Here is a 25,723-nt window from a genome sequence, read left to right on the forward strand (position 1 = left end):
CGAAATGACCGCGCCCTCCGCCGTCCTGGAAGACGGCCACCGCGAACTCGTCGAGGCCTTCGAGAGCTTCGTCCGACGCGAACTCGTCCCGCTGGCCGCCGAGTTGCCCGAGACCGCCGACCAGGTGCCGGGCGACCTGCGCAGCTACGTCCGCAAGCGCTCCGCCGCGCTCGGTTTCTACGCCGGCGACTACCCCGAGGAGCTCGGCGGCTCCGGCATGCCGTTCACCGCCGTCGTCCTGCTGCACCACGCCGCCGGGCGCAGCGGCTGCGTCCTGGCCCAGTACGCGCTGGCCGGCTCCGACGGTCCCAGCCCGCTGCTGCGCCACGGCACCCCCGAGCAGATCGAGCGCCACCTGATCCCGCTGGTGCGCGGCGAGCAGACCCGCTGCCTCGCCCTCACCGAGCCGCACGCCGGTTCCGACGCCTTCCGGCTCACCACCACCGCGCGGCGCGACGGCGACCGGTGGGTGCTGAACGGGCGCAAGACCTTCGTCAGCAACGCCGAGCACGCCGGGATCGCGCTGGTCGTGGCCGCCACGGACCTCGGCGACGGCGCCGGTCCCACGACCGGGTCCACCGCCTTCGTGCTGCCGATGGACCAGCCCGGGCTGCGGATCGGCCAGCGCTACGAGGGCATGTCGGGCGAGCCGCTGTTCGAGCTGCTCCTCGACGGGGTCACCGTCGGCCCGGAGGCCGTGATCGGCGGCGAGGAGGGGGTCGGCGCGGCCACCGCCCTCGCCATGGACAGCCTCTCGCGCGGCCGCCTGGTGGTCGCCGCGATGTGCAACGGCATCGCGGAGTACGCGCTGCGCATCGGCGTCGAGTACGCGAGGGACCGGCGTGCCTTCGGCCGGGTGATCGGCGAGTACCAGCACGTCCAGGAGCACCTGGTGTCGACCCGGGCCGAGGTCGAGTCCTCCAAGCTGCTCACCCTCGCCTGCGCCCGGCTGGTCGACGAGGGCACCGAGTCGCCCGAGAACGCCGCGCTCGCCAAGCTCACCGCCTCCGAGACCGCGGTGCGGGCGGTCGACCGCTCGCTCCAGGTGCACGGCGCCACCGGCTGGGTGCGGGGCCACCCGCTGGAGTTCCTGTACCGCTACGTGCGGATGACCACGATCATCGAGGGCACCTCCGAGGTGCAGAAGGTCATCATCGCCCGCTCCATGGGCCTGAACTGACGGTTCGTCAAGACTGAGGAGACCATGATGGAATCCCTGAGCGTCGCATCCGGCCGTCCGTACCGGGACGGCGCGATCCTCGACCTGTTCACCAGCTGGGCGCAGCGCACCCCGGACGCCCCCGCGCTGATCGACGGCGAGCGGACCTACAGCTACGCCGAGCTCGACCGCCTCGCCGACAGGACGGCCGAAGCCCTGCGCGGCAAGGTCGGCCCGGGCGACCTGCTCGGCGTCTGCCTCGGCCACTCGGTGTCGCTGGTGGCCGTCACCCTGGCCGCCGCCAAGCTCGGCGCCGTCCACCTGCCGCTCGGTCCGCGCCCCGGCGAGCGCCGGCTGCGGGCCGTCGCCGAGCAGCTGCGACCGGCCTGCCTGGTCGGCGAGCCGGACCTGCTGCCGCCGGGCGGCGAACGCCTCGCGCTGGACCTGCCCACCGGGGGCGTGGTGGCCGCCCTGGCGTCCGGCACGCAGGTGCCCGTCCCGGCCGGCACCCACTACGCGGTGCTCACCTCCGGGTCCACCGGCACCCCGAAGGCCGTCGCCGTCACCGGGCCCGCGCTCGGCGCGATGCTGCGGTGGTACCGCGAGCTGACCGGCCTCGGTCCCGGCGAGCGGCACAGCCTGCTGATCGGCGTCGCCTTCGACCCGCACGTGATGGAGCTGTGGGCCGGCCTCACCTCCGGCGCCGCCCTGGTGGTGGCCCCCGAGACGGTCCGCTGGGACTCCGGCGCGCTCACCGACTGGTGGGGCGAGGCCGGCATCACCGTGGCCGTCCTGCCCACTCCGCTGGCCGAGCCCGTCCTGGGCCGCCCCTGGCCCGCCGGGCTGGCGCTGCGCCACCTCACCGTCGGCGGCGACCGGCTGCGCCGCGCCCCCGGGCCGGACGTCACCGCCACCGTCCACAACGCCTACGGCCCCGCCGAGGCCACCGTCACCACCACCGTGCACACGATGGCCCCCGGCGGCGGCCACGGCGACGGCGCACCGCCGATCGGGCTGCCGATCGCGGGCGCGGTCGTGCTGGTCACCGACGAGGACGGCCGGCCGGTGCCGCGCGGCGTCTCCGGTGAGCTGCGGATCGGCGGGCGCGGCCTGGCCGCCGGGTACCTCGACCCCGAGCTGACCGCCCTCCGCTTCCTCGACGCCCCCGAGGGCGTGGACGGCACCGACCGGGTCTACCGCACCGGCGACCGGGTCGTCATGCGTGCGGACGGGGTGCTGGAGTTCCAGGGCCGCCTGGACGACCAGGTCAAGGTCAGCGGTGTGCGGATCGAACCCGCCGAGGTCGAGGCCGCGTTCGAGCGCGACCCGCGGGTGCGCCGGGCGGTCGTGGCCGCCGAGCAGGCGCCCGCCGGTGGCGTCCGGCTGCTCGCCTTCGTCCAGGTGGGCGACGGCGGGGAGGCCGGCGGGGCCGCCTCCGGGGGCGGCATCGACCCGGCGCGGCTGCTGGACGCCGTCCGGCCCTGGCTTCCCGAGCAGGCGGTGCCCTCCGCCGTCCGGTTGGTGGACCGCTTCCCGCTGGACGCCAACGGCAAGGTGGACCGCCGGGCGCTGCTGGCCGCGGTGCCACCGGAGCCCGCGGCGGCGGAGGAGGGCGACACCCCCACCGAGCGCACCGTACTGAAGCTCTGCCGTGAGCTGATCGGCCGTGCCGACCTCGGCCTCGCCGACAACTTCCTGGCGTCCGGCGGCAATTCGCTCGCCGCCGCCCGACTGCTGGAGGCGCTCGAAAGCGCGTACGGGATCCGGCTGCGCGCACCCCTGGTGCTGCGCCAGCCGGACCTGCGGGCCGTCGCCCGCCTGGTCGAGGAGCGGGCGGCCGCCCCGGCCGCGACCGCCTGACCCTCCCGCACCGCCTCACTGGGGCGCCCCGGCCGTACCGCCGGGGCGCCCGGAAGGGAACACCATGACCATCGCGACCTTGCCCGCGCTGATCGCCCAACAGGCCGAACGGCAGCCCGACGCGCTCGCCGTGACCGACGGCACCACCATCCTCACCTACCGCGAACTCGTGGACGCCGCAGCCAGGTTGGCCGCCGTTCTGACCGCCCGGGGAATCGGCCCCGGCAGCGCCGTCGGCCTGCTCTGCGCCCGCTCCACCCGCCTGGTCGTCGCCCAGCTCGCGATCTGGCGCACCGGCGGCCACGTCCTCCCGCTCGACCCGGCCTACCCGCGCCCGCGCATCGCCGAGATGACCGCCGACGCCGGAGTCCGGCTCGTCCTCGGCGACAAGGCGCTGCTCGCCGAGGCCGGCCTCACCGAGGACCGGACCCTCGTGCTGACCGAGCACGGCACCGACGCGACCGGGGCGGTGGCGCCCGACGCCGCCGACCCGGCCGCGCCCGCCCTGGTCTTCTACACCTCCGGCTCCACCGGGCGGCCCAAGGGCGTGCTCGTCCCGCACGCCGCCGTCACCGACCTGGTCACCGCCCCGGACGCCATCGCGGTCGGCCCGCGCGACCGGGTGCTCTTCCACTCCGCCGTCACCTTCGACGCCTCCACCTTCGAGCTGTGGGCCCCGCTGGCCCGCGGCGCCGCCGTCGCCGTCTCGCCGGCCGACCGGCCGACCGCGGAGGACCTGGGCCGCGACGTCGAGCGGTTCGGCGTCACCACCCTGCTGCTCACCAGTGCGCTCTTCCACCACCTCGCCGCCCGGCAGTCGCGGATCTTCGGGGTGCTGCGCACCCTGGCGGTCGGTGGCGAGGTGCTGTCGCCCGAGCACGCGGGCTCGGTGCTGCGCGCCTTCCCGTGGCTCGAACTGGTCAACGTCTACGGACCGACCGAGGCCACCACCTTCACCACCCTGCACCGGGTCACCCAGGCCGACTGCGCCGGCGCCGTTCCGATCGGCCGGCCCTTCGGCGGTGCCCGCGTCCTCGTCCTGGACGAGCGGCTCGCGCCGGTCCCGCCGGGCACCGTCGGCGAGCTGTGGATCGCCGGTGAACGCCTCGCCCAGGGCTATGTCAACCGGCCCGAGCTGACCGCCGAGCGCTTCCGCGAGCTGCCGGACGTCGGTCGTGCCTACCGCAGCGGCGACCTGGTGCGCGAACTGCCCGACGGCACGCTGGAGTTCCACGGCCGTACGGACGAGCAGGTCAAGGTGCGCGGCTTCCGGATCGAACCGGGCGAGGTCGAGCACGCGCTGCTGCAGCTCCCCGAGGTCGCCGAGGCGGCCGTCGTGGTCCGCAGGGCCGGGCAGGACGACGCCGCCCTCACCGCCTGCGTCGTCCTCGCCGAAGGCGCCGGCCAGGCCGTCGGGACGCTGCGCGCCCGGCTCGCCGAGCGACTGCCCGCCCATCTGCTGCCCACCGCCTGGGCGGTGCTCGCCGCGCTGCCGCTGACCGGTGCCGGAAAGGTGGACCGGCGGGCACTGGCCGCCGCCGACGAGGTCGGGCAGCGCCCCGCCGAGCGCGTCGCGCTCACCCCGATCCAGCAGGTCGTCGCCGAGGCCTGGAGCCGGGCCCTGGAGCGTCCGATCACCGACCCGGCCGCCGACTTCCTCGCCGAGGGCGGCCACTCGCTGCTCGCCATGTGGGTCGTCGACGACCTGCGGGAGGACCTCGGCGTCGAGCTGTCGCTCGGCGACTTCCTCGACCACCCGACCGTCGCCGGGCAGGCGGAGCTGCTCGAACGGGGCCTGCGGGCCGCCGACGGCGTGGGCGGTGCGGGAGCTCCCGCCGCAACGGGCCCCGCCGCCGCTTCGGACGAGGCACCGGGAGCGGGCCGGTGACCGCCGTCGACCAGGCCGACCTGCTGCGCCGCGCCCGTGGCCGGCGCAGCGCCGCCGCCCCGCCGCGCCGCCCGACCGTGCCCGACGGCCCGGCCCCGCTCTCGCACGCCCAGCAGCGGATGTGGCTGATGGACCACCTCGGCCAGGGCGGCGCCCTGTACAACGTCCCGATCGCCGCCCGGCTGCGCGGTCCGCTCGACCGGGCGGCCCTCGCCGCCGCGCTCACCGGGCTGACCGAACGGCACGCCGTCCTGCGCACCCGCTACCCGAGCCGCGCCGGACAGCCGTACCAGCAGACCGACCCGGTCGCCCCGGTGCCGCTGCCGGTCGTGGACGCCACGACGGACGAGGCGGCCGCGGTGCAGCTCGCCGCCGAGGCCGCCCGCCCGTTCGACCTCGCCACCGGACCGGTGCTGCGCGCCCTCCTGCTGCGGTACGGGCCGCAGGACCACACCCTGGTCCTGACGATCCATCACATCGCCGTCGACGGGGGCTCGCTGCCGGTCCTGGCCGCCGACCTGGCCGCGCTGTACGAGGCCGGTCGCGACGGGACGCCGCCCCGACTCCCGGCGCCGGGACCGTCGTACGCCGAGTACGCCCGCCAGGAGCGCGCCCGGGACGCCGAACTCACGGCCGCCGCCGACGCGCTCGCCGCCCGGCTGACCGGTGCCCGCCCGCCGGCGCTGCTGCGGCCCGTCCCGCCCGGCGCCCGCGAACGCCGGGCCGCGCTGCACGCCGCTCCGCTGGACCCCGCCGTCCTGGACCGCCTGCGCGGCCTCGGCGCCCGGCACGGCGCCACCCTGTTCACCGTCGTCCTGGCCGCCGCGTTCGCCACCCTGCGGACCGCCGCCGGGCAGGACGACCTCGTCCTCGGCTGCGCCAGCGGCCACCGCGCCCGGCCCGACCTGCGGCACACCGTCGGCCTCGCGGTCAACACCCTCGCCGTCCGGGTCGACCCGGACGGAGACCCGTCGTTCGCGGAACTGCTGGCCGCCGTACGGGGCGAACTGCTCGACGCCCAGCGGCACCACGACGTGCCGTTCGACCTCGTGGTCGAGCGGCTCGGCGCGGCCGCCCGCGGCACCGACGGCACCCCGCTGCTGTCGGTCACCTGCGACCTGATCCAGCCCGCCGCACCGCTGACGCTGCCGGGCCTGACCTCCGAGAACGTCGAACTCGACCTGGGGCTGGCCAAGTTCGGCCTGGCCCTGATCGTCGAGGAGGGCCCGGCGCCGCGCTGCCTGGTGCAGCACGACCGGGACGCGCTGGACGAGGCCACCGCCGTCGACCTGCTCGACGCCTTCGCCGCCGTGCTCACGGCGGTGGCGGGGGAGGCGGACCCGCGCCTGTCCGAACTGCCGGGACGCCTCCTGGCCGCCGCCGAACACCCGGTGGTGGAAGGCCTGCTGGCCGACCCCGGCGTGGTGGAGGCGGCCGTGATCGAACGCGCCGACGGCCCGCCGCTCGCCTACGCGGTGGTCCGCGGACCGGTCGCCCCGACCGGCACCGAGCTGCGCGCCGCCCTGCGCGGACGCCTCCCGGCCGCCGAACTCCCGCACGCCGTCACCCTGGTGGACCGACTGCCGCGCCACCCCGACGGCGCCCCCGACCCCGCCCGGCTGCCGGGCGCCGCCACACCTCCCGGTGACGGACTGCCTCCGGACGGCCCGGTGGACACCGTCCGGGAGGCGTTCGGCGAACTGCTGGGCGCCACCCCGCCCGCCGACGGCGACTTCTTCGCCCTCGGCGGCCACTCCCTGGTCGCGGTCCAGCTCGCCGAACGCCTGCGCATCCGCACCGGGCTGCCGCTCACCGGCCTCGACGTCCTGGAGCAGCGCACCCCGCGCGCCCTCGCCGCGGTGCTCGCCACCCGCGAGGACGAGCGCCGCGCGGCCCTCGCCCGGACCTCCGGCGCCCGCCCGCGCACCCGCTCCCGCACCGGCACCGTGCTGCTCACCGGCGCGACCGGCGGGGTCGGCGCGGCGGTCCTCCAGGAGCTGATGGCGCAGGGCAGGCCGGTCCGCGTGCTGGTCCGGCCCGAGTCCGCGCACCTGCCCGCCCTGAGCGGTGCCGAGGTGGCGGAGGGCGACCTCGCCGACCCGGACAGCCTGCGGCGCGCCGTCGAGGGGGCGGACGCCGTGATCCACTCCGCCTGCACCTTCACCGACCACGCCACCGACCTCGCCGCGATGCGCGCCCTGGTCGACGGCTGGCGGGGCGGCGGCCCGTTCGTCTTCGTCAGCAGCATCGACGCGTACGGCCGCCCGACGGGCACCCAAGTCCCCGAGGGCAGCCCCAGCGGCGCGGCGGTCACCCCGTACGGGCAGGCCAAGCTGGACTGCGAACGGATCCTGTTCGAAGCCGCCGCCACCCGGAGCGGCCAGGCCACCGCCGTGCGCGCCCCGATCGTCTGGGGCCCGCACCACCGCCTGCGCGACCAGCTCCGCTGGGGCTCCACCGGAGCCCTCTACCAGGCCGCCCTGGCCGGCCGCCCGATCGCCCTCCCGGTGGCCGACCACTGGTACGGCGCCTCCTGGGTGCACGCCGCCGCCCTGGCCCGCGCCCTCGCCGCCTGCACCACACCGGGCCACCCGGCGGCCGGCCGGGTCGTCAACGCGGTGAGCGGACACGTCTCCTGGGCGGAGTTCACCGCCGAACTGGTCCGCCTCCTCGGCACCGACAGCCCGATCACCACCGCCCCCGACACCGACGAGGAACTCCGCCGCCCCTGGCACTACCTGACCGGGACCCTGACCGCCCCCCTCACCCCCGAACCGGGCGAGGACTGGCGCACCGTCCTGGCGACAATGGTCGGCTGAGCCGGCCCACAGCATGTCAAGGAGCCCCGCCAGAAATCCTTCTGGCGGGGCTCCTTGGATCTGTTCTACGGCCGACGACCCCCGGTTCCTGGGCAACGCCGACCGGGTCGCCCACCGCGACGAAGTCGACGCCGTCGTGCGGGAGACCACCCCGGGCCTGAGCACCGCGGACCTCGTCGACCGGTTGGACGAGGCCCCGGCAGGCGTGTCCGTCCCGCGAACAGAGCCGTCCGCCACGTGTCTGTCACGGCCGCGGGCGAGTGCCTACCGTCGATCCCGAACCGGGCGGGAGCCTCCCGCCCGGGCGGGACGAAGGAGTGAGAGCGTGACGGTGACCGAACTCGCGGCCCTGGCCGAGCAGTACGCGGAGAACGGCTACGTACTGGTCAAGGGGCTGCTCGACCGAGCGGAGGCGGCGGAGCTGCGCCGCGGCGCCCACCGGCTGCTGGCCGCACTGGACACCGGCGAGGACCCGACCTGGGGTGCGGCGGCCGACCTCGCGGGCGGCCGGCCGACCCGCATCCAGCACCTGCACGACGCGCAGTTCCACTCCGCGGCCTTCTCCCGACTGCTGGTGGACGAACGCTTCACCTCCGTCGCGGCGGCCGTGCTGGGCGGTCCGAACGTGCAACTGCACCACACCAAGCTGTTCGTGAAGCCCCCGGAGAACGGCTCGCCCTTCCCGCCGCACCAGGACCACCCGTTCTTCCCGCACACCCACCACCGGGTGGCCGCCGCGATCTTCCACCTGGACGACGCCCCGGAGGAGAGGGGCTGCGTGCGGATCGTCCCGGGCAGCCACCGGCTCGGCCCGCTGGAGCACGTGGCGGAGGGCAGTCACCACCTCCCGCAGGTGCCGTTGGCCTCGGCGCTGCCCCTGCCCGCCGAGGCCGGGGACGTGCTCTTCTTCTCCTACCTGACGATCCACGCCTCCGGGGTCAACACCAGCGAGGAGGCGCGGACCACCTGGCTGGTGCAGTTCCGCGACCCGGCGGATCCGCCGGCGGTCCGCACGCATGACCAGTCGCTGGGCCAGGGCATGATGCTGGCCGGGGTCGACCCCACGGGCAGGAGGAACGCTTGACGCTGGAACAACTGGCGCACGCCGGGGCGTTCGGCGAACTCACCGGTGTCCTGCGGAGCTGCCCGGTCGACGACTTCCGAGCCGACTTCGTCCACCTGGGGTTCTACCCGACCTCGCCGTGGCGCAACTACTGGCACCGGCACTCCTTCTACGAGGTCTGCCTCGCCTACGGCGGCGCCGGCCGGTTCAGCACCGGCCAGGAGCACCACGAGATCGGAGCGGGGGACGTCTTCGTCGCCCGCCCCGGCGTGGTGCACGAGATCGAGTCGAGCCGCGCCGAGCCGCTCGGCATCGTCTACTGGGGGTTCACCCTGCGGGAGGGGCGGCCCGGGCCGCTGCCGGGCGAGCGCGGCTGGTGGTCCGGACTCACCGACCTGGCCGGGCCGGCGGTGTCGCGGAGCATCGGGTCGCTGGCCTCCCTGGTGGCCGCCCTCGCCGAACAGGCGGTCCCGCTGCGCTCCGGCTACCAGGCGGGGCTGACCGGTCTCGGCACCGCCCTGGTGGTGGAGACGGCCCGGGCCTTCGCCCCCGAGGAGGACCTGCGGGTGGCGGCGAGCCCCGGTACCCGCCTCTCGCCACCGGTGGTGCTGATGCGGCGCTACCTGGCCGACAACCTGGCCCGACCCGTCACCGTCCGCGACGTGGCGGCCGCCGCGCACCTCTCCGCACGCCATGCGGAACGCCTCTTCCTGGCCGAGACCGGTTCCTCCCTGATGGCCTCGCTGCGCCGGATGCGGCTCGACCTGGCGGCGATGCTGCTCCTGGACTCCGCCACCGGCATCGCCGACATCGCCCGCTCCTGCGGCTACCTCGACACCCGCGCCTTCACCACCGCCTTCCGCCGCCACCACGGCCACCCACCCGCCGCCCACCGCACGCTCCGGGGCACCCTGCACCTCTGAGCCGCCCGGCGGCCCGGCGGCCCGGCGCCCCGGCGGGCCAGCCGGTGGCCCAGCGGGGCGTTCACCATCCGCGCCACCACCTCCTACGGCGACATCACCGCCCGCAGCCTCTGAACCGCCCGCAGCCCGGTCAGGAGGCCGGTGGTCGTGACGTCCCATCAGGTGAATTTCGCCGCGGCCGACCCCCGCCGACTCTTCGCACGGGAACGAATCGACGCAATCGAGGCCGGTACCGCCCGCCTCACGCTGTCGAGGGAGCACCCCCGTGTCACGTTTCCCGCACGCCAAGAGGTCCGCCGCCGTGCTGTGCGGCTCGCTGACGCCGGCCGGCGGGTGCTTCGTCGGGATCCCCAGCGGGGTGGGGGACAGGCCCGGGGTGGAGTTCCCGGCCACCCGGGACTGACGCCCGTCGGCGCCGGCGCCCTGCGTCCGCCCGGGTGGGGCCGTCCACGGTCCCGCCTGCGAGGACCGAGGGTCTCGCCCGCCACCTCCGCCCCCCCGCACGACACCCGCTCCGGCGTCCGGCCCTGAGCCGGGCGGCCTCCTCGGCAGCCTCGGGGACCACCGATCCAGGATCAGAAGAGAGAGCAGCGCCTTGCCCAGCCCCTTCCGTCCGAGTTCGTTCCTCCCCCCGCTGGCCCTGGGCGCGGCTCTGCTGCTCGTCGCACCGGCCCATGCGACCGCCATGCCGGGCCTCGCGGTCGGTTCCCTGCCTCTCGGCCCCGCGCCTCTGGGCTCCGCGTCTCTCGGTACCCCGGCGGTCGGCGGTCACCCTGCCGCTACCCCCGCCGTCGGAGCTGCGCCGCTCGGTTCCACGCCGCCGGGTGCCACGGCTGCCGGCCCCCCGCCCCCGGCTCCCGTGCCGCTCGGTGTCGTGCCCGCGAGCGCCGTCTCCCGCGGCTCCCCGGGCCCGGTGCGGCCGCCGATCCACCACCGCCCCGGGTTCCCGGCCCACTTCACCGCCCCCTACCTGGAGACCTGGAACTCGCCCGACACGCTCGCCGAGGTCCGCAGGAACACCGGCCTGAGCTACTTCACCCTCGCCTTCGTCGTCAGCGACGGCGGGTGCAACGGTGCCTTCGACGGCACCATCCCCGTCGACGACCCGGAGTGGCTGTCGGCCCTGCGGGGTCTGCGGACGGCGGGCGGCGACGCGATCGTCTCCTTCGGCGGGGCCGGTGGGCGTGAACTCGCTCAGGCCTGCGACACGGTGAGCGCCCTGAAGGCCGCCTACCGGCGCGTCGTGAACACCCTGGGCGTCACCAGGATCGACCTCGACATCGAGGGCGCGGCGCTGGACGACCAGCAGTCCGACGACCGCCGCAACCAGGCGCTCGCCGAACTGCAGCAGGAGTACCGCCTGCTCGGCCGCCCGCTCGACGTGGACTACACCCTGCCGGTCAACCCCTGGGGCCTGTCCGACAACGGGGTGTGGCTGCTGACCAACGCGCGGCAGCACGGACTGGACGTGGACGTGGTCAACGTCATGACGATGGACTACGGGCCCGACCTCGACATGGGCGCCGCCGCGATCGGGGCGGCGACCGGACTGCACGAGCAACTCGGGCGGCTCTGGCCGGAGAAGAGCCCCGAGCAGCTGTGGGCGATGCAGGGCAACACCCCGATGATCGGGGTCAACGACGCCGTCAACGAGGTCTTCTCCACCGAGGACGCCGCCCGCCTGGCGAGGTTCGCGGCCGAGAAGGGCATCCGGCTGCTCGCCTTCTGGTCGGTCGGGCGGGACCGGCCCTGCGCGGTGGCGGGCACCCTTTCGGAGCGGTGCAGCGGCACCGCCCAGGATCCCGCCCACTTCTCCCGCATCCTCGACCCGTTCCCGCGCACGCACTCCCGGCCGTGGACCGCCCGCACCCCGGACGCCTTCCGGAGGACCCCCCGGTGACGGTGGCGGTGGCGGCGGGCCGTTACTCCCGGCCCGCCGCGGCGATCACCGGGCGGAGCAGGTCGAGCACCCGGGTCCAGTCGTACGCGGCGCCGGCCCCCTCGGCCTTGGGCTGGTGGGGGGCGGCGTCACCGATCAGGACGCCCATCGACCGGAGCCGGGTCAGGCTCTCCGCGTAGGCGGGGTGGGCGGCCTGGGCGGCGTTGAGGTAGGGCTGGACGGCCACCGGGATGCCCAGGCCGTACGCCTCGCAGAGGATGCCGAGGGCGAGGGTGTCGGAGATGCCGGCGGCCCACTTGTTGATGGTGTTGAACGTGGCGGGCGCCACCGCGATGGCGTCCGCCGGGGGCAGCGGCCGGGGGTCGCCCGGCGTGCGCCAGGCGGAGCGGATCGGGTAGCCGGTCCGGGCTTCGACGGCCTTCCGGTCGATGAACCCGAGTCCGTTCGGGGTGGCGATCACGCCGACTCCCCAGCCCTCGGCCCGGGCGGCGGTGATCAGCTCGTCCACTCCGCCGGCGATGCCCGACGCGCAGACGACGATGTAGAGGAACGGCTCGCGATGCGCGGTCACACCTGAACTCCCGACTCTCCCGGCCACCATGGTGAAGCCCCAGGGCGGCGCCCCTGCGGCCAGTCTGCCCTGCCGGTGGGGCCAGTACAGTTGGGTGAGGCATACCTTACGAACATCCGACCGGATCGTCTACGACCATGTAGTCGGCCGTGGTGAGGGCGCGGGCGTCGCCGGGTTCGCTGTACGTCTGCCCGGCGGCGCGGCCGTGGACGGGAGACATGGTGGACGACAGCCGGGACACGAGGCGGCCGCACGGCGAGCTGGTCGCGGACGTACTGGCCGTGCTGTGGGCGGCCGAGCGGCCGCTGACGGCGCAGGAGGTCAACGAGGCGCTCGACCGGGGGCTGGCCCGGACGACGGTGGCGACGGTGCTGGGCCGGCTGCACGAGAACGGGACGCTGGAGCGCAGCCGCCCGGGGCGGGGCTTCGCGTACGCGCCGGTCGCCGACGCCGCCGGTCTGGTGGCCGGGCGGATGCGCCGTGAACTGGAGAGCGACCCGCACCGTGAGCTGGTGCTGAAGCGGTTCGTGTCATCGCTGTCCGAGGGGGACGAGGAGGTGCTGCGGCGCCTCCTGCTGGAGGCCCCGGACGGAGAGGGCCGCGGATGACCCTGGCCCTCGCCCTGGTCGCGCTGACGCTGCTGGCTCCGTGGGGCGCGGCGCCCGCCGCCCGCCGGCTGGCCGCGCTCCTGCCGCCGCGCGAGGCGTGCGTGGCGCTGACGGGTGCGGCCGTGCTGCTGGCGGGCGGCACCGCGGCGGCGCTGGTCGCACTGTTCCACGTGCCGTTCCTCGCCTCGATGGAGCGGGTGCCGCCGGCGCGCGTGCTGGAGCGGTGGCCGGCCGTCGTGCCGGTCTCCGGCGCGGCCGGGGTGGTGCTGGCGGTCCAGGCCGTGCTGCTGGCGCGCCGCTGGCTGGCCCATCGCGCGCTGCTCGCGAAGGCCTGGGAGTCCACCGGTGACGGGGTGGCCGACGGCGACGTGCTGGTGGTGCCGGGCGGCGACGCGGAGGCCTTCGCCCTGCCCGGCTTCCGCGGGCGCCCCGGGCGGGTCGTGGTGACCTCGGGCATGGTGCGCGAACTCGGTCCGGCGGAGCGCGAGGTGCTGCTCGCGCACGAGCGGGCCCACCTGGCGGGGCGCCACCACGTGCTGTCCGTCGTCACGGACCTCGCGGCGGCGGTGCACCCGGCGCTGCGGGGCCTGCGGGAGGCGCTGGGCTTCCACCTGGAACGCTGGGCCGACGAGGCCGCGGCCGGGTCGGTGGGGGACCGCCGGCTGGCGGCGGCGGCGATCGCGCGGGCGGCGCTGGCCGGGTCCGCCGCCACCCGGGCGGGCGGGAGCCGGAACCCGCTGCTGTCGGTGGGCGCCGGTCCGGTGCCGCGGCGGGTCGAGGCGCTGCTGGGGTCGGTGCCGGTCCTACCGCGCGGTCGCGCGAGGCGGGTGGGCGTGGCCTGGCTGGTGGCGGTGGTGGCGGTGTCGGTGCTGATCCCGGGGCTGGCGTACGGGCTGCACGAGTACGTGGAGTACGCCGCGCGGGCCATGCCGGGCCGGTGACGGGTGCCGTTGTCGGTGCCGGCCGCCGGCGGCGGGGGAGCGGGTGTCGCGGACGACATCGATGTAGACCGATCGGCGCGGCGCGGCTATCGTTGGCCTCGGTGCGCCGTGCGGCGCGATGCGGCGCCGTGCCCGGCGCGGCGCGCGAGCGGGTTTCGCGGCCCTCCGGTGATCGGCGTTCGGCAGCGTGGCATGGCGTCGGTGGTCCCGTGACCCCCGCCGGAGGTGGTGCAGCCCTCCACCAGCGATTGGATGCGACGTGTACGACAGGGGGAAGGGATCGTCGAGTCCCTTCGAGCAGACCGTCCACCTCCTGTCGGCGGCCGGCCGGGCGGCGGACGCCCTGCTCGCGGCGCGCCTGGAGTTCCGGGGGATGAGCCCGGCGCACCTGTCCGTCCTCTCCACGCTGGCCCGGCTGGGCCCGCACGCCCGGCCCGATCTGGTCGCCGGGATCGACGGGGGTACGGTCGACACCGCGCAGACTCTCGACGATCTCGTCGCGGCGGGCCTGGTGCAGTCCCTGTTCGTCCAGGTCGGCGGTCGGCACGAGGTGCTGACGCTCACCTCCTCGGGGCAGCTCGCGCTGGAGATCCTGCACAGCGACGCGTCGGCCGTGCAGGACGACCTGCTGGTGTCCCTGACGCGCGGTGAGCGCACCCAGCTGAACTCCCTGCTGCGGCGGGTGTGCGCCGCCGCCGCCCGTGGCGGTTCGGCGGGCTCGGCTCCGCGCCGGGCCGCCGACTGGGTGCTGACCCGCGAACGCCGTACGGAGTGGGCCGTCGAGCGCGAGGGCGCCGGCGGGGCGGCCGGGGTGGCCGGCGAGCGGTCCGAGGACGTGGCCGACCGGGAGGAGGGCGGGGCCCCGGCCGGTTCGTAGCCGTCCGGTGATGCCGGCGGGTCGGCGTCCTCCCCGGTCCGTCGCGGTGGCCGGCGCTTCCCGTGGCACCGGCTGCCGGTAACCGCCTCACCAGGTGAAACGGGCGCCGCGCGCTACTGATCGGTCGGCCCGGGGGCGGGTGTGGGTCAGCTCCCGGAGCGGCGGAGGAGGTAGGTGTCCATGATCCAGCCCTTGCGTTCGCGCGCCTCGTCGCGGAGCGCGCGGATCCGGGGGGCGGTTTCGGCGAGGGGGCCGGCGGCGAGGATCTCGTCCGGGGTGCCCAGGTAGGCGCCGTAGAAGATCTCCAGCCCCTCGGGGTCGATCCCGGTGAACGCGGCCCGCCCGTCCAGCATCACCACCACGTCGTCCACCTGCTCGGGGAAGCCCTCGGCGAGGCGGCGGCCGGTGGTGATCTGCAGCGGGCGGCCGACCCGGGTCAGGGTGGTGCGGTGGCGGGCGGCGAGCGCCGAGACGCTGCTGATGCCCGGGACCACCTCGTACCCGAAGGTGGCGCCGCCGCGGGCCAGGACCTCGTCGATCACGGCGATGACGCTGTCGTAGAGGCTCGGGTCGCCCCAGACCAGGAACGCGCCGGTCTCCTCCGGGCCGAGGTGTTCGGCGACCAGCCGCTCGACCAGGTCGGCCCGGCGGGTGCGCCAGTCGTCCACGGCCGCGGTGTACGCCGGGGTGGCGCGGTCCCGCTCGGCGTCCGCGACCTCGATGACGCGGTGGCCCGGGCGGCCGTGCTCGGTCAGCAGCTGCCGGCGCAGCCGGATGAGGTCCTGCCGTTCCTCGTTCTTGTCGAGGATGAAGAAGACGTCGGTGCGGGCGAGGGCCTTGACCGCCTGCAGGGTGAGGTGGTCGGGATCGCCCGCCCCGATGCCGATGAGAAAGATGTGCCGCATGACAGTGATTGTGCCGCGCGGCTCCCCGTCCGCCGGGCGCGGCCGGTCCCGGGCGAACCGCCGGGTGGGCCGCGGGCGACCGGTCCGGCGGCGCTGTGACGTCATGCACGCGCCCTCGACCCGGCCTTTCGGCCGTCACCACGACGGGCCGTCATGTGCTGATTCCGCCGTCGGGGGAAGCCGGCGCGGTGTGCGCGGCGGCGAGCACCTCGGCCAGGGTGACCAGCACGTCCTTGTTGACGCGCTCGTCCTCGACCACCGCCTCGACCACCACCTGAACTGCCCGGGCGGCCGGGGCCGCCGGGGCCGTCCCGGCCATCCGCGATCCGGACAATCACTGACGCGCCGCCGGCGATGGGCCTAGGGTGGGCGGTGCAGTCGGTTCGCCGTGTCCTCCAGCCACGGCGTCGCAAGAGGGAACCCGGTGGGAATCCGGGACTGCCCCGCAGCGGTGAGTGGGAACGACCGCCGTCACACGCACTGGGCCCAGCCGGGCCCGGGAAGCGACGGCCAGTAGGTGTCCGGCCTGGAAGCCAGGCGGACGTGCCCGCGAGTCCGAAGACCTGCCACTGCCCGCGTGCACCCCGCACGCGGTGATCTCGGTGACCTCGAGGGCGGGTCGGCGGAGCGGGCGGGCCCACCCCGGTGCCGTGCCCCCACTGCCGTACCTCCACGCCGTCGTGCTCTCCCGGGATCGCAGCGCGACTCGCGAAGGAGAGTTCCGTGTCACCGAGTTCCACCACCCCGCAGGCCACCGTGTACGGCTACCCGAGGCAGGGTGCCGACCGGGAGCTGAAGAAGGCCGTCGAGGGGTACTGGGCGGGCCGCGTCGACGCCGCCGCCCTGCACGCCACCGCCGCCGTCCTGCGCCGCGCCAACTGGCGGCAGCTGGCGGACGCGGGCATCACCGAAGTCCCCACCGGCGACTTCTCGCTCTACGACCACGTCCTGGACACCACGGTCGCGGTCGGCGCGATCCCGGCCCGCCACCGCGCCGCCGTCGACACCGACCCGCTGGACGGCTACTTCGCCATGGCGCGCGGCACCCAGGACGTCGCACCGCTGGAGATGACCAAGTGGTTCGACACCAACTACCACTACCTCGTACCGGAGTTGGGCCCGGACACGGTCTTCGCCGCGAACTCCGCCAAGCCGGTATCCGAGCTCCGTGAGGCGCTCGGCCTCGGCCACCGCCCCCGGCCCGTGCTGGTCGGACCGCTGACCTACCTGCTGCTCGCCAAGCCCGCCCCAGGCGTGGCCGCCGACTTCCGGCCGGTCACCCTGCTGGACCGGCTGCTGCCCGTCTACGCCGAACTCCTCGCCGACCTGCGGGCCGCCGGCGCCGACTGGGTCCAGCTGGACGAGCCCGCGCTCGTCCAGGACCGCACCCCGGCCGAACTGAACGCCGCCACCCGCGTCTACCGCGAACTCGGTGCGCTCACCGACCGCCCGCAACTGCTGGTCACCAGCTACTTCGACCGGCTCGGCGAGGCCCTGCCCGTCCTGGCCAAGGCCCCGATCGAGGGCATCGGCCTGGACTTCACCGGCCCCGGCGCCGCCAACCTCGACGACCTCGCCGCCGCCGGCGGAGTGCCCGGCAAGCGCCTGGTCGCGGGCGTGGTGGACGGCCGCAACATCTGGATCAACAACCTGGAGAAGTCCCTCGCCACCCTCGGCACGCTGCTCGGTCTGGCGGACCGGGTCGACGTCGCACCGTCCTGCTCGCTGCTGCACGTCCCGCTCGACGCCGACCTGGAGCGCGACCTCGACCCGCAGGTCGCCCGCTGGCTCGCCTTCGCCCGTCAGAAGACCACCGAGATCGCCACCCTGGCCCGCGGCCTGGCCCACGGCACCGACACCATCGCGGCCCAACTGGCCGCCAACCGGGCCGACCTGGCCTCCCGCGCCGGCTCCGCGCTGACCCGCGACCCGGCCGTCCGGGCCCGGGTCGCCGCCACCGCCCCCGAGGACGCCCGCCGCGCCCCGGCCTACCCCGAGCGCGCCGAGGCGCAGCGGGCCCGGCTCGGTCTGCCGCTGCTGCCGACCACCACCATCGGCTCCTTCCCGCAGACCACCGAACTGCGCACCGCCCGAGCCGACCTGCGCGCCGGCCGCATCGACGACGGAACCTACCGGGACCGGATGCGGGCCGAGGTCCGCGAGGTGATCGCCTACCAGGAGAAGGCCGGCCTCGACGTGCTCGTCCACGGCGAGCCCGAACGCAACGACATGGTGCAGTACTTCGCCGAGCAGCTGACCGGCTACCTGGCCACCCGGCACGGCTGGGTGCAGTCCTACGGCACCCGCTACGTCCGGCCGCCGGTGCTGGCCGGGGACATCTCCCGCCCGCACCCGATGACCGTCGACTGGTACCGCTACGCGGCCGAACTGACGGACCGTCCGGTCAAGGGCATGCTCACCGGACCGGTGACCATGCTCGCCTGGTCCTTCGTCCGGGACGACCAGCCGACCGGCGACACCGCCCGGCAGGTCGCGCTCGCCCTGCGCGACGAGGTCACCGACCTGGAGGCCGCCGGCGCCGCCGTCATCCAGGTCGACGAGCCGGCGCTGCGCGAGACCCTGCCGCTGCGGTCCGCCGACCGGGCGGCCTACCTGGAGTGGGCCACCGAGTCCTTCCGGCTCTCCACCTCCGGGGTCCGCGCCGACACCCAGATCCACACCCACATGTGCTACGCCGAGTTCGGCGCGATCATGACCGCCATCGACCAGCTCGACGCCGACGTGATCTCCCTGGAGGCGGCCCGCTCGCACATGGAGGTCGCCCACGAGCTGGCCGGGGCAGGCTACCCGCGCGAGGTCGGCCCCGGCGTCTACGACATCCACTCGCCCCGGGTGCCGAGCACCGAGGAGGCGGCCTCGCTGCTCCGCGCCGGGCTGGCCGCGATCCCGGCCGAGCGGCTCTGGGTCAACCCCGACTGCGGCCTGAAGACCCGTGGTTGGACGGAGACCCGGGCCTCGCTGGAGCACCTGGTCGAGGCGGCCAGGCTGGTCCGCGCCGAACTGGGCGGCTGACACCGCGCCGGGGTGGGGGGGGGGGGGCGCCCCCCCCCCCCCCCCCCCCCCGCCCCCCCCCCCGCGCGCCCCCCCCCCCCCCGGGGGGCGGGGCCCCCCCGGGGGGGGGGGGGCGGGGGGCCCCCCCCGGCCCCCCCCCCCACCCCGGTCCGGCCTCGGGTCCGCCGCCGCCCGGGCTGCTGGTCCTGCCGCGCCGGGCGGGCCCGCGGGCCCGGTGCGGCACGATCGGCGACCTCTCGGCGACCGCCCGCTCCGGGCCGTCCGCGGCGGTGAGGTCCACCTGGAGCGGCGGGAGGTCGGTCGTGCGGCCGAGCGCGGCGAGGTCGTCGGTCACGGTCCGGGAGGCGGCCGGCACGCTGACGCCCTCGGCGGCGAGGGCCCGGGTGACGGCGAGGCCGATGCCCTTACGCGCCCCGGTCACCACGGCGGCCTCGCCCGACAGGTGCGGGTCCATCGTCGACTCCTCCAGCGCGCTGCCCGGCCGCCGTCCGCCCCGGCCGGGCGCGGCCCAGGCCGGAACCGTCGCAGCTCTGCCCCCGAGCCGCATCCGGGCCTCGGGGGCGGGTCAGACCCGGTCGGAGGCCACGTCGGCCGGGGCGGTCCACTCCTCGGCGAGCAGGCCGAGCACGACTTCGTCGCGGTGGGCGCCGTAGGCCCAGGCGGAGCGGCGCAGGGTGCCTTCGAGGGTGAAGCCGGCGCGGGTCGCGGCGGCGATCATCGGCAGGTTCTCGGCGAGGGTGTCGATCTGGAGGCGGTGCAGGCCGCGGACGGTGAAGCCGTAGTGGCACAGCAGCGCGACGACCTCGCGGGCCAGGCCCCGGCCGCGGAGGGCGGGGCGCAGGGCGAGGCCGAGATGGGCGGTGCGGTTGTGGGTGTCGATGCCCCAGAGGAGGGCCTCGCCGGCGAGGTCGCCCGAGGGGAGGGTGGTGACGGAGAAGCAGGCGGCCTCGTCCGAGGGGGCGGCGACCGCGTACGGGGACCAGGCGGTGCCCGGTGAAACGGGCTGCCAGGGCCGGGAGTCGGCCCGGGAGCGGGTGGCGACGTCGTCGTACAGCTCGGCCTGCAGTACGGGGACGTCGGCGTCGTGTCTGGCCCGGAGGGCGACTTTGGAGTTGTGTAGCATGTCACATTGCTATCAGGGCCGGTGCCGTTCGCACCAGCGGATTCCCGTGCAGCGGGCGGGTGGTGGCGTTCCCGCCGGGGCTCGCCGGAGCCTGAAAGGCGCCCGCCGGGTCGAACCGTCCGCCCGGTGCGGCCGGAGCGGTGCGACCCGGCGCCGGGTTCACCCCCGGTCGGTCGGCCAGCCGTCCACGGTGGTGAGGGAGCGGTGGTACGGGCCGTCGGGCCCGGTGCTGCGGTAGTCCTCGACGGATCCGCCGGTGCGGACGGTGCGGTCGCCGTCGTGCCGGTGGGCGGTCGGGCGCAGGGTGTGGTCGACGCCGGAACGCTCGGTGGTCCGGCCGCCGACCGTGCCGGTGGTGTCCCGGTGGTAGCCGAGGTTCATGGTGGTGACCTGGTCGCTCGCGCCGGCCGCGTCGTGGGTGACGCGGTAGTCGACGTCCAGCGGCTCGCCCTCGTGCACGGTGGTGGTGCGCCGCGGCCCGTCGCCCCAGGTGCTGGTGGTGCGGGTCAGGTCGGTGCGGTTGCGCAGCGTCAGGTCGTTGCCGCTGTCCCGGAACCGCTGGGCGGAGCCGAAGACGAGGGTGTCGCGGACCTCGGTGGTGATCCGGCCGTGCGAGGTCTGCACCCAGCCGCGGGCCCGGTCGTGCCGGCCCGCGGTGACGGACCAGTCGCCGCTGCCGCCGCCGTGGTCGGTCAGCGCGGTGGAGACGGCGGCCTCCGGGGCGACCGCGTGGTCGGTGAGCGCCCCGGTGGTGCGGGCGGCGCCGTGGTCGACCTCGGCGAACAGGTTGACCTGGCCCGTCCAGACGTCGTTGCCCTGGGCCTCGGCGGCGTTGACGGTGATGCCGACGGCGTGCGGGCGGCCGTCCAGCAGCAGGCCGACGTACGGGGTGAGGTCGAGCCGGTAGGCGGGCAGGTCGAAGGCGAAGATGCCGGGGGTGGGCCGCCAGAGCAGCGGGTCCCAGCCGCCGGTGTAGATCACGGGGTACGGCCAGACCGCCCCGGCCACCCGGCCGTCCACGGTCAGCCGCAGCTCGCGGAACGGGCCCTTGCCGCAGGCGCCCAGCCCGGGGTTCGCGCCGACGAACGCGTCGGGCGCGGAGGCGTACGCGAACTCCTCGCAGGCGCCGCCGCCCCGGGCGTACACCTCGGCGGTCAGGCGTTCCAGGTTCGGCGGGAAGGCGAGGTCGCGGGTGGCGGTCGGGGCGGCCTGGGTGAGCCCGAACGGCCCGGTGGTGAGCAGCCGGTCGGCGGTGCGGGCGGCGGGCCACCGGGCGGAGGTGGTGTAGAAGGTGAGCTCGGCGGTGATCCGGAAGACGCCGGTGTAGGTGGCGTCGGTGACGTTGGCGAGGTCGAAGGCGAACGGCTGCGGGCCGCCGGCGAACAGCGGTGCGTACCGGGTGACGTCCCGTTCGACCGTCCATCCGATGCCGTCGGCGGAGGGCTCGGGGGTGGAGGAGAGCAGGACCTCCACGCCGCCGATCCGGACGGTGAACAGCCGGTCGAACTGCCGCCCGGCGACCTGCCCGTGCAGGGTCAGCACGACTGCCGACCAGGGTCCGGCGCAGGCGGCGGGCGGGGTGACGGTGGCGGTGTACGGGGTGTCGGGCGGGTTTCCGTAGCCGTCCCGGAACGGCTGGTCGTGCATCGCCTCGACGGTGCAGGCGCGGGTGTCCGGCCGGGTGAGCGGCTTCGCGGCGGTGAGCGGGTCGTGGTAGTCGGTGCCGAAGTCGGCGTGCGCGGGGCCGGCGGCGGTCAGCGCGCCGGTGAGGGCGAGGACGACGGCGCCGAGCAGGCGGGCGGCCCGGCGGGCCGGGCCGCCGGGCCTCGGCCCGCGGCGGATCAGCGGGGGTACGGCCAAGGGTCTTCCTCTCCTCGGCCCGGACGGGCGGTCCGGGCGGCGCCCCCGACAATGGCATGTCATCGTCAATCGGTGAAGAGGGGCGGCCGGCGGGACGGTCCGGCACGGCGGCGCCGGTCCGCCGGCGGCCCTCCCGCTCCGCCGGAACGGGAGGGCCGAGCGCTCAGCCGGCCAGCCGGGCCCGGATCGCGGCGACGAGTTCGCCGACGCCCCGCTCCCTGAGCACGCCGTAGTGGTCGCCGCTCACTTCGACGACGACCGGCGGCGCGGCCGAGTACCCCGAACTCCCCTCGATGAAGGAGTAGTCGTCACCGGCGGCCTTGACGATGGTCACCGGCGCGGCCAGCCGCCGCTGCGCGAGCTCGCCGAAGGTGTAGTCGAACTCGTAGGTCTCCCCGACGATCCGGGCGATCCGGCGGATCAACTCCTCGCCCAGCTCCGGCAGCAGGCGGTGCACGAAGGCCGTGAAGCCGTCCTCGTCGTGCGCCTCGGCCAGGCAGGCCTCCAGGCCGGGCCCGCGGACCGAACCGGCGAACACCGAGTAGAGGATCGCCACGTAGGCCGGGTCGCGGTACGAGGCCTCGCGTCCGTGCCGCTCGCCGCCGCCGCGCCGCAGCTCCGGGTTGCCGGGGCAGATCAGCAGCAGGTCCGCGACCCGCTCGCCGGCCTGCTCCAGCTGCCAGGCCGTCTCGAAGGCGACCCGGGCGCCGAAGGAGTAGCCCCACAGGGTGTAGGGGCCCTCCGGCCGCACCCGGCGGATCTCGGCGAGGTCGGCCGCGGCCATCTCCCGGATCGTCGGGTACGGCGTCTCACCGGCGTTGATGCCGTGCGCCTGGATGCCGTAGAACGGGCGCCCCACGGTGCTCCCGAGCAGCCGCAGGTTCATCGGGTAGCCGCCGAGCCCCGGCCAGCAGAACACCGGGTCGCCGGTGCCCGCGCGGTGCAGCGGCACCAGCCGCGAGCCGGGCTCACCGGTGTCCTCGTCGATCCGGGCGGCCAGGTCGGCCAGCCGCGGGCTCTCGAAGAGGACCTGCAGCGGCAGCCGGGTGCCGAACTCCCGGTTCAGCCGGTTGATCAGCGCCACGGCGATCAGCGAGTTGCCGCCGGCGGCGAAGAAGTCGTCCCGCACCGAGACCTCCTGGTACCTCAGCGCCCCGCCCCAGGCCGCCGCGAGCCGGTGCTCGGTCGGCGTCGACGGCGCGACCATCGGCCCGCCCGCGTCCGCCGTCCGGACCGCCGCACCGGCGGCCAGCGCCTTCGCGTCGACCTTGCCGTTGGCGGTCAGCGGCAGCTCGTCCAGGACGAGCACCCGGTTGGGGAGCATGTAGTCGGGCAGGACGGCGGCCAGTTCGTCCCGGACGATCTCGGCCGGACCCTTCATGTGGACGGCGTCCTCGATCATGCCCTCGCTGCGGATCTGCTCCTCGCTCACCTTCCCGCCGAGGAAGAAGTACGACGGGCCCGGCGCGATCCCGCAGGAGGCCAGCACCGCGTCGATCCGCCGGGCGGACGGCAGCGGGTGCCCGGTCTTCGAGCTGTAGCCGGAGGACATGAACCCGAGGCCGAGGGCGAGGCCGCCCCGCTGGAGCCGGTGCAGGGCCGTGCCGAGACCGAGGTACTCCAGCCACGGCTCCTCGGCCCGGCCGACGGCGGTGATGCCGAAGCCGGCCCGCTCGTACACCTGCTGGTTGATCGCGATCACGTGCCGCGACCGCACCAGCTCGTCCGAGATCCGCGCCAACCCGCCGTCCGTCCAGCGGTACTGGCCGGCGGCCAGGCCCTCGACGCCACCGGGGTGGGCCTGGACGTAGTACTCCGTGCGGTCCGCCGCCGGCCGGCCGTCGGCGGGCACGATCGCGAAGGTGCCGAGGTAGTGGTCCTCCTCGGCCACGTCCAGCCCGGCCCGGACGGACGGCAGCAGGCCGACCGGCCGGACGGCCAGCCCGTGGGCGGGCAGCACCTCCTCGAACACGCCCAGCATGTGACCCGCCTCGAACTCCAGCACCTCCAGGATGTTGTTCCGGTAGACGGGCGCGATCGCGCGCCGCTTGCCGAGGAAGTGCACGGTGAGGCCCGGGCCCCCGGTACCCTCGCCGACCCGGACCAGGGTGTGCTCGACCGGGTGGTAGTAGTACACGCCGGCGTCGAGGCCGTCGGTCCCGCCGGTCTCCAGGTACAGCTGGGTGGCGTAGAGCGCGCCCGGGGAGGCGTACGCGTACTTCGGCAGCAGCCGCTCCGCGCTGTGGAACTGGCCGAACCACCGCAGGATCACGCCCAGTTCGGCGAGGTCCGGCTCGCCGGTGCGCGGCGTGACGGGGCCCGCCGGGGCGGCCGGCGGTGCGAGCAGCGCCAGCAGGTCGTCGCGGGTGACCCGGCCGCCCTCGTAGAAGCGGTAGGTCTTGCGGGCGAAGGTCTCGCGCCGCTGCCGCTCGCTCTCCCGCCCGCCGGGCAGCGCCACCACCGGCCGGCCGGCCAGTTCGGCGGCGTCCCGCACCCCGGGGTCGGACAGCTGCGCCCGGACCTGGAGCCGGCTCGCCTTGGACTGGTGGTGGCCGCCGTGGTTGCCCTGGTCCATCAGGGCCGCCTCCTTGGGGTTCAGTTGGACGCAGGCCACCAGGTTCCGGTGGCCCGTCCGGGGGTCGTCGGTGACGATCGCCGCCGCCCGGCGGACCCAGGTGTGCTCCTCGATGGCGAGCGCGATCTCGTCCAGCTCGACCCGGTAGCCCCGCAGCTTGACCTGGTTGTCCACCCGGCCGGCGCACTGGAGTGTGCCGTCCGGGTTCCAGTGGGCGAGGTCCCCGGTGCGGTACAGCCGCTCGCCCGGGAGGTGGGGCGAGGCGACGAAGCGCTCCGCCGTCAGGTCGGGCCGGTTCAGGTAGCCGCGGGCGAGCTGGACACCGCTCAGGTAGAGCTCGCCGGTGGCGCCGGGCTCCACCGGCGCCAGGTCCCCGTCGAGCACGAAGCACTGGGTGCGGTCGACCGGCACGCCGATCGGCACCGACCCGGCGTCCTCACCCACGGCGGCGGGGTCGACGAGGTGGGCGGTCGCGTTGATGGTGCACTCGGTCGGCCCGTAGAGGTTGACCAGCGCGGCCCGCGGCAGCTCGGCGGTGAGCGCCCGGGCGAGCCGGCGCGAGAGCGCCTCGCCGCCCGAGTACAGCCGCCGCAGCGTGCCGCAGTCGCCCAGCCGCTCGGTGTCCAGCAGCGCCTGGAGCAGGGTGGGCACGCACTGCAGCGTGGTCACGCCGTACTCCCGGACGGTGTCGATCAGGGCTTCCGGGTCCCGGTAGACGCCGGGGGCGCCGAGCACGACCCGCGCGCCGCCGGCCGGTGCCAGGATCTCCCACTGCGCCGCGTCGAAGCTCATCGGCGTCTTCTGCAGCACGGCGGCGTCCGGCCCGAGGTGGCCGCCGGCGACCAGCCAGCGCAGCTGGGACACGATGCTCCGGTGCTCGATCATCACGCCCTTGGGGCGGCCGGTGCTGCCGGAGGTGTAGATGACGTAGGCGAGCGACTCCGGCCGGGGGCTCGCCGGGCCCCGGCTCTGGTGCGGGAACGGGTGCGCGCCGTCGGCTCCGGCCGCGCCGGGTGTCCCGGGCGCCCGGTCCGGGCCGGCGGGGACGAGGATCCGGGTGCCCGGCGGGACGAGCCCGGCCAGCCGGGTGCGCAGGTGCTCCTGGGTGACGATCACCCCGGTCCGGCTGTCCTCGATCATGTAGCGGATCCGGTCCTCGGGGTACTCCGGGGAGAGCGGCAGATAGGCGGCCCCGGCGTAGAGGATGCCCCAGGCGCCCACCATCAGCTCCGGCGAGGGGTCGACGTAGAGGCCGACGCAGTCGTCGGCCGCCACGCCCAGCTGGTGCAGGTGGACGCCCAGGCCGGCGGCGGCGACGCGGAGGTCCCGGAAGCTGAGGTGTGCGTCGTGGCCGGTCACGGCGACGGCGTCCGGGCGCTCGGCCACCTGCCGGTCGAGCAGGTCGGGCAGGCAGCGGGCGCGGCGGGTGTCGTGGAGGGTGAGCTGCGCGGACTGTGCGGACATGTGGGTTCCCCATCGGGTGGCGAGGACGGATGACGTCGCCCGTCGAGGCGGGCTTGTCATCCAAGCTCCGCCACCCGGTGTCCCGGCCGCCTGGGGCACCGGCCGTCTCTTCCGCCCGGCCGCCGTCCGGCCGCGTCCGGGTCATGTCCCGGGC

The 25,723-nt window shown here is 75.8% G+C and carries 19 protein-coding genes and 1 riboswitch; of the genes, 12 read left to right on the forward strand and 7 right to left on the reverse strand.

Annotation, left to right across the window (positions count from 1 at the left end; genetic code table 11):
* Positions 1-4 precede the first annotated feature (4 nt).
* The 8 genes from ABT263_RS14575 (at position 5) to ABT263_RS14610 (ending at position 11,612) form a co-directional block, all read left to right on the forward strand.
* Positions 5-1,180, forward strand: a complete 1,176-nt coding sequence (locus tag ABT263_RS14575; RefSeq protein ID WP_352290826.1) for an acyl-CoA dehydrogenase family protein — start codon at positions 5-7, stop codon at positions 1,178-1,180.
* 24 nt (positions 1,181-1,204) lie between these two features.
* A complete protein-coding gene (locus ABT263_RS14580; protein WP_352290827.1) occupies positions 1,205-3,019 on the forward strand; it encodes an amino acid adenylation domain-containing protein in 1,815 nt (604 codons plus the stop codon).
* Between the two features lie 64 nt (positions 3,020-3,083).
* Positions 3,084-4,907 (forward strand): non-ribosomal peptide synthetase, encoded by a 1,824-nt coding sequence (locus tag ABT263_RS14585; RefSeq protein WP_352290828.1) that lies wholly within the window; start codon positions 3,084-3,086, stop codon positions 4,905-4,907.
* Positions 4,904-7,726: a condensation domain-containing protein gene (locus ABT263_RS14590; RefSeq protein WP_352290829.1), complete on the forward strand. Its 2,823-nt coding sequence runs from the start codon at positions 4,904-4,906 to the stop codon at positions 7,724-7,726. The genes ABT263_RS14585 and ABT263_RS14590 overlap by 4 nt, the downstream gene beginning before the upstream one ends.
* Positions 7,727-8,051: 325 nt before the next feature.
* The gene (locus tag ABT263_RS14595) at positions 8,052-8,810 is read left to right on the forward strand and encodes a phytanoyl-CoA dioxygenase family protein (RefSeq protein WP_352290830.1); all 759 of its coding nucleotides are present in this window, start codon (positions 8,052-8,054) and stop codon (positions 8,808-8,810) included.
* Positions 8,807-9,712: a helix-turn-helix domain-containing protein gene (locus tag ABT263_RS14600; RefSeq protein WP_352290831.1), complete on the forward strand. Its 906-nt coding sequence runs from the start codon at positions 8,807-8,809 to the stop codon at positions 9,710-9,712. Before ABT263_RS14595 ends, ABT263_RS14600 begins: the two co-directional genes overlap by 4 nt.
* Positions 9,713-9,977: 265 nt before the next feature.
* Entirely contained in the window at positions 9,978-10,115 is a 138-nt protein-coding gene (locus ABT263_RS14605) for a hypothetical protein (protein ID WP_352290832.1), read from the forward strand.
* A 471-nt stretch (positions 10,116-10,586) separates the two neighbouring features.
* Positions 10,587-11,612, forward strand: a complete 1,026-nt coding sequence (locus tag ABT263_RS14610; RefSeq protein ID WP_352290833.1) for a chitinase — start codon at positions 10,587-10,589, stop codon at positions 11,610-11,612.
* A gap of 22 nt (positions 11,613-11,634) precedes the next feature.
* Here the strand turns inward: ABT263_RS14610 and ABT263_RS14615 are convergent, their stop codons facing one another.
* Positions 11,635-12,213 (reverse strand): flavoprotein, encoded by a 579-nt coding sequence (locus tag ABT263_RS14615; RefSeq protein ID WP_352290834.1) that lies wholly within the window; start codon positions 12,211-12,213, stop codon positions 11,635-11,637.
* A 188-nt stretch (positions 12,214-12,401) separates the two neighbouring features.
* Here ABT263_RS14615 and ABT263_RS14620 point away from each other — a divergent pair, with 188 nt between their 5' ends.
* From ABT263_RS14620 to ABT263_RS14630, 3 genes are all read left to right on the forward strand, one after another.
* Complete coding sequence (locus ABT263_RS14620) at positions 12,402-12,791, forward strand: BlaI/MecI/CopY family transcriptional regulator (protein ID WP_352290835.1); 390 nt, start codon at positions 12,402-12,404, stop codon at positions 12,789-12,791.
* Positions 12,788-13,732, forward strand: a complete 945-nt coding sequence (locus ABT263_RS14625; RefSeq protein WP_352290836.1) for a M56 family metallopeptidase — start codon at positions 12,788-12,790, stop codon at positions 13,730-13,732. Before ABT263_RS14620 ends, ABT263_RS14625 begins: the two co-directional genes overlap by 4 nt.
* A gap of 259 nt (positions 13,733-13,991) precedes the next feature.
* Positions 13,992-14,609: a winged helix DNA-binding protein gene (locus ABT263_RS14630; protein WP_352290837.1), complete on the forward strand. Its 618-nt coding sequence runs from the start codon at positions 13,992-13,994 to the stop codon at positions 14,607-14,609.
* 146 nt (positions 14,610-14,755) lie between these two features.
* Here ABT263_RS14630 and cobF read toward each other — a convergent pair whose 3' ends face one another.
* Both cobF and ABT263_RS14640 read right to left on the reverse strand, forming a co-directional pair.
* Positions 14,756-15,514, reverse strand: coding sequence for a precorrin-6A synthase (deacetylating) (cobF, locus tag ABT263_RS14635; RefSeq protein WP_352290838.1), 759 nt, complete (start codon positions 15,512-15,514; stop codon positions 14,756-14,758).
* Between the two features lie 151 nt (positions 15,515-15,665).
* Positions 15,666-15,833 carry a hypothetical protein gene (locus ABT263_RS14640; RefSeq protein WP_352290839.1) on the reverse strand — a complete coding sequence of 56 codons (168 nt, stop codon included), beginning with the start codon at positions 15,831-15,833 and terminating at the stop codon, positions 15,666-15,668.
* A 42-nt stretch (positions 15,834-15,875) separates the two neighbouring features.
* Positions 15,876-16,099: riboswitch (cobalamin riboswitch) on the forward strand.
* A 138-nt stretch (positions 16,100-16,237) separates the two neighbouring features.
* Between ABT263_RS14640 and metE the strand changes: the two genes are divergently transcribed.
* Complete coding sequence (gene metE / locus ABT263_RS14645) at positions 16,238-18,547, forward strand: 5-methyltetrahydropteroyltriglutamate--homocysteine S-methyltransferase (protein WP_352290840.1); 2,310 nt, start codon at positions 16,238-16,240, stop codon at positions 18,545-18,547.
* On the opposite strand, the gene ABT263_RS14650 is transcribed toward metE, so the two are convergent.
* From ABT263_RS14650 to ABT263_RS14665, 4 genes are all read right to left on the reverse strand, one after another.
* Positions 18,441-19,094: an SDR family NAD(P)-dependent oxidoreductase gene (locus ABT263_RS14650; protein WP_352290841.1), complete on the reverse strand. Its 654-nt coding sequence runs from the start codon at positions 19,092-19,094 to the stop codon at positions 18,441-18,443. The two genes, metE and ABT263_RS14650, sit on opposite strands and share 107 nt — an antisense overlap.
* A gap of 18 nt (positions 19,095-19,112) precedes the next feature.
* Positions 19,113-19,670 carry a GNAT family N-acetyltransferase gene (locus ABT263_RS14655; protein ID WP_352290842.1) on the reverse strand — a complete coding sequence of 186 codons (558 nt, stop codon included), beginning with the start codon at positions 19,668-19,670 and terminating at the stop codon, positions 19,113-19,115.
* A 159-nt stretch (positions 19,671-19,829) separates the two neighbouring features.
* A complete protein-coding gene (locus tag ABT263_RS14660; protein WP_352290843.1) occupies positions 19,830-21,530 on the reverse strand; it encodes a peptide-N4-asparagine amidase in 1,701 nt (566 codons plus the stop codon).
* 163 nt (positions 21,531-21,693) lie between these two features.
* The gene (locus tag ABT263_RS14665; protein ID WP_352290844.1) at positions 21,694-25,569 is read right to left on the reverse strand and encodes an amino acid adenylation domain-containing protein; all 3,876 of its coding nucleotides are present in this window, start codon (positions 25,567-25,569) and stop codon (positions 21,694-21,696) included.
* Between the last annotated feature and the right edge of the window lie 154 nt (positions 25,570-25,723).

Source organism: Kitasatospora sp. NPDC001603 (genome assembly GCF_040298365.1).
Classification (GTDB): domain Bacteria; phylum Actinomycetota; class Actinomycetes; order Streptomycetales; family Streptomycetaceae; genus Kitasatospora.

What these genes read in the sequence shown, in the direction of transcription:
- ABT263_RS14575 (WP_352290826.1), top strand. Translation starts at nt 5, where the DNA reads ATGACCGCGCCCTCCGCCGTCCTGGAAGACGGCCACCGCGAACTCGTC.
- ABT263_RS14580 (WP_352290827.1), top strand. Translation starts at nt 1,205, where the DNA reads ATGATGGAATCCCTGAGCGTCGCATCCGGCCGTCCGTACCGGGACGGC.
- ABT263_RS14585 (WP_352290828.1), top strand. Translation starts at nt 3,084, where the DNA reads ATGACCATCGCGACCTTGCCCGCGCTGATCGCCCAACAGGCCGAACGG.
- ABT263_RS14615 (WP_352290834.1), bottom strand. Translation starts at nt 12,213, where the DNA reads ATGGTGGCCGGGAGAGTCGGGAGTTCAGGTGTGACCGCGCATCGCGAG.
- ABT263_RS14620 (WP_352290835.1), top strand. Translation starts at nt 12,402, where the DNA reads ATGGTGGACGACAGCCGGGACACGAGGCGGCCGCACGGCGAGCTGGTC.
- ABT263_RS14625 (WP_352290836.1), top strand. Translation starts at nt 12,788, where the DNA reads ATGACCCTGGCCCTCGCCCTGGTCGCGCTGACGCTGCTGGCTCCGTGG.
- cobF (WP_352290838.1), bottom strand. Translation starts at nt 15,514, where the DNA reads ATGCGGCACATCTTTCTCATCGGCATCGGGGCGGGCGATCCCGACCAC.
- ABT263_RS14640 (WP_352290839.1), bottom strand. Translation starts at nt 15,833, where the DNA reads ATGGCCGGGACGGCCCCGGCGGCCCCGGCCGCCCGGGCAGTTCAGGTG.
- ABT263_RS14650 (WP_352290841.1), bottom strand. Translation starts at nt 19,094, where the DNA reads ATGCGGCTCGGGGGCAGAGCTGCGACGGTTCCGGCCTGGGCCGCGCCC.
- ABT263_RS14655 (WP_352290842.1), bottom strand. Translation starts at nt 19,670, where the DNA reads ATGCTACACAACTCCAAAGTCGCCCTCCGGGCCAGACACGACGCCGAC.
- ABT263_RS14665 (WP_352290844.1), bottom strand. Translation starts at nt 25,569, where the DNA reads ATGTCCGCACAGTCCGCGCAGCTCACCCTCCACGACACCCGCCGCGCC.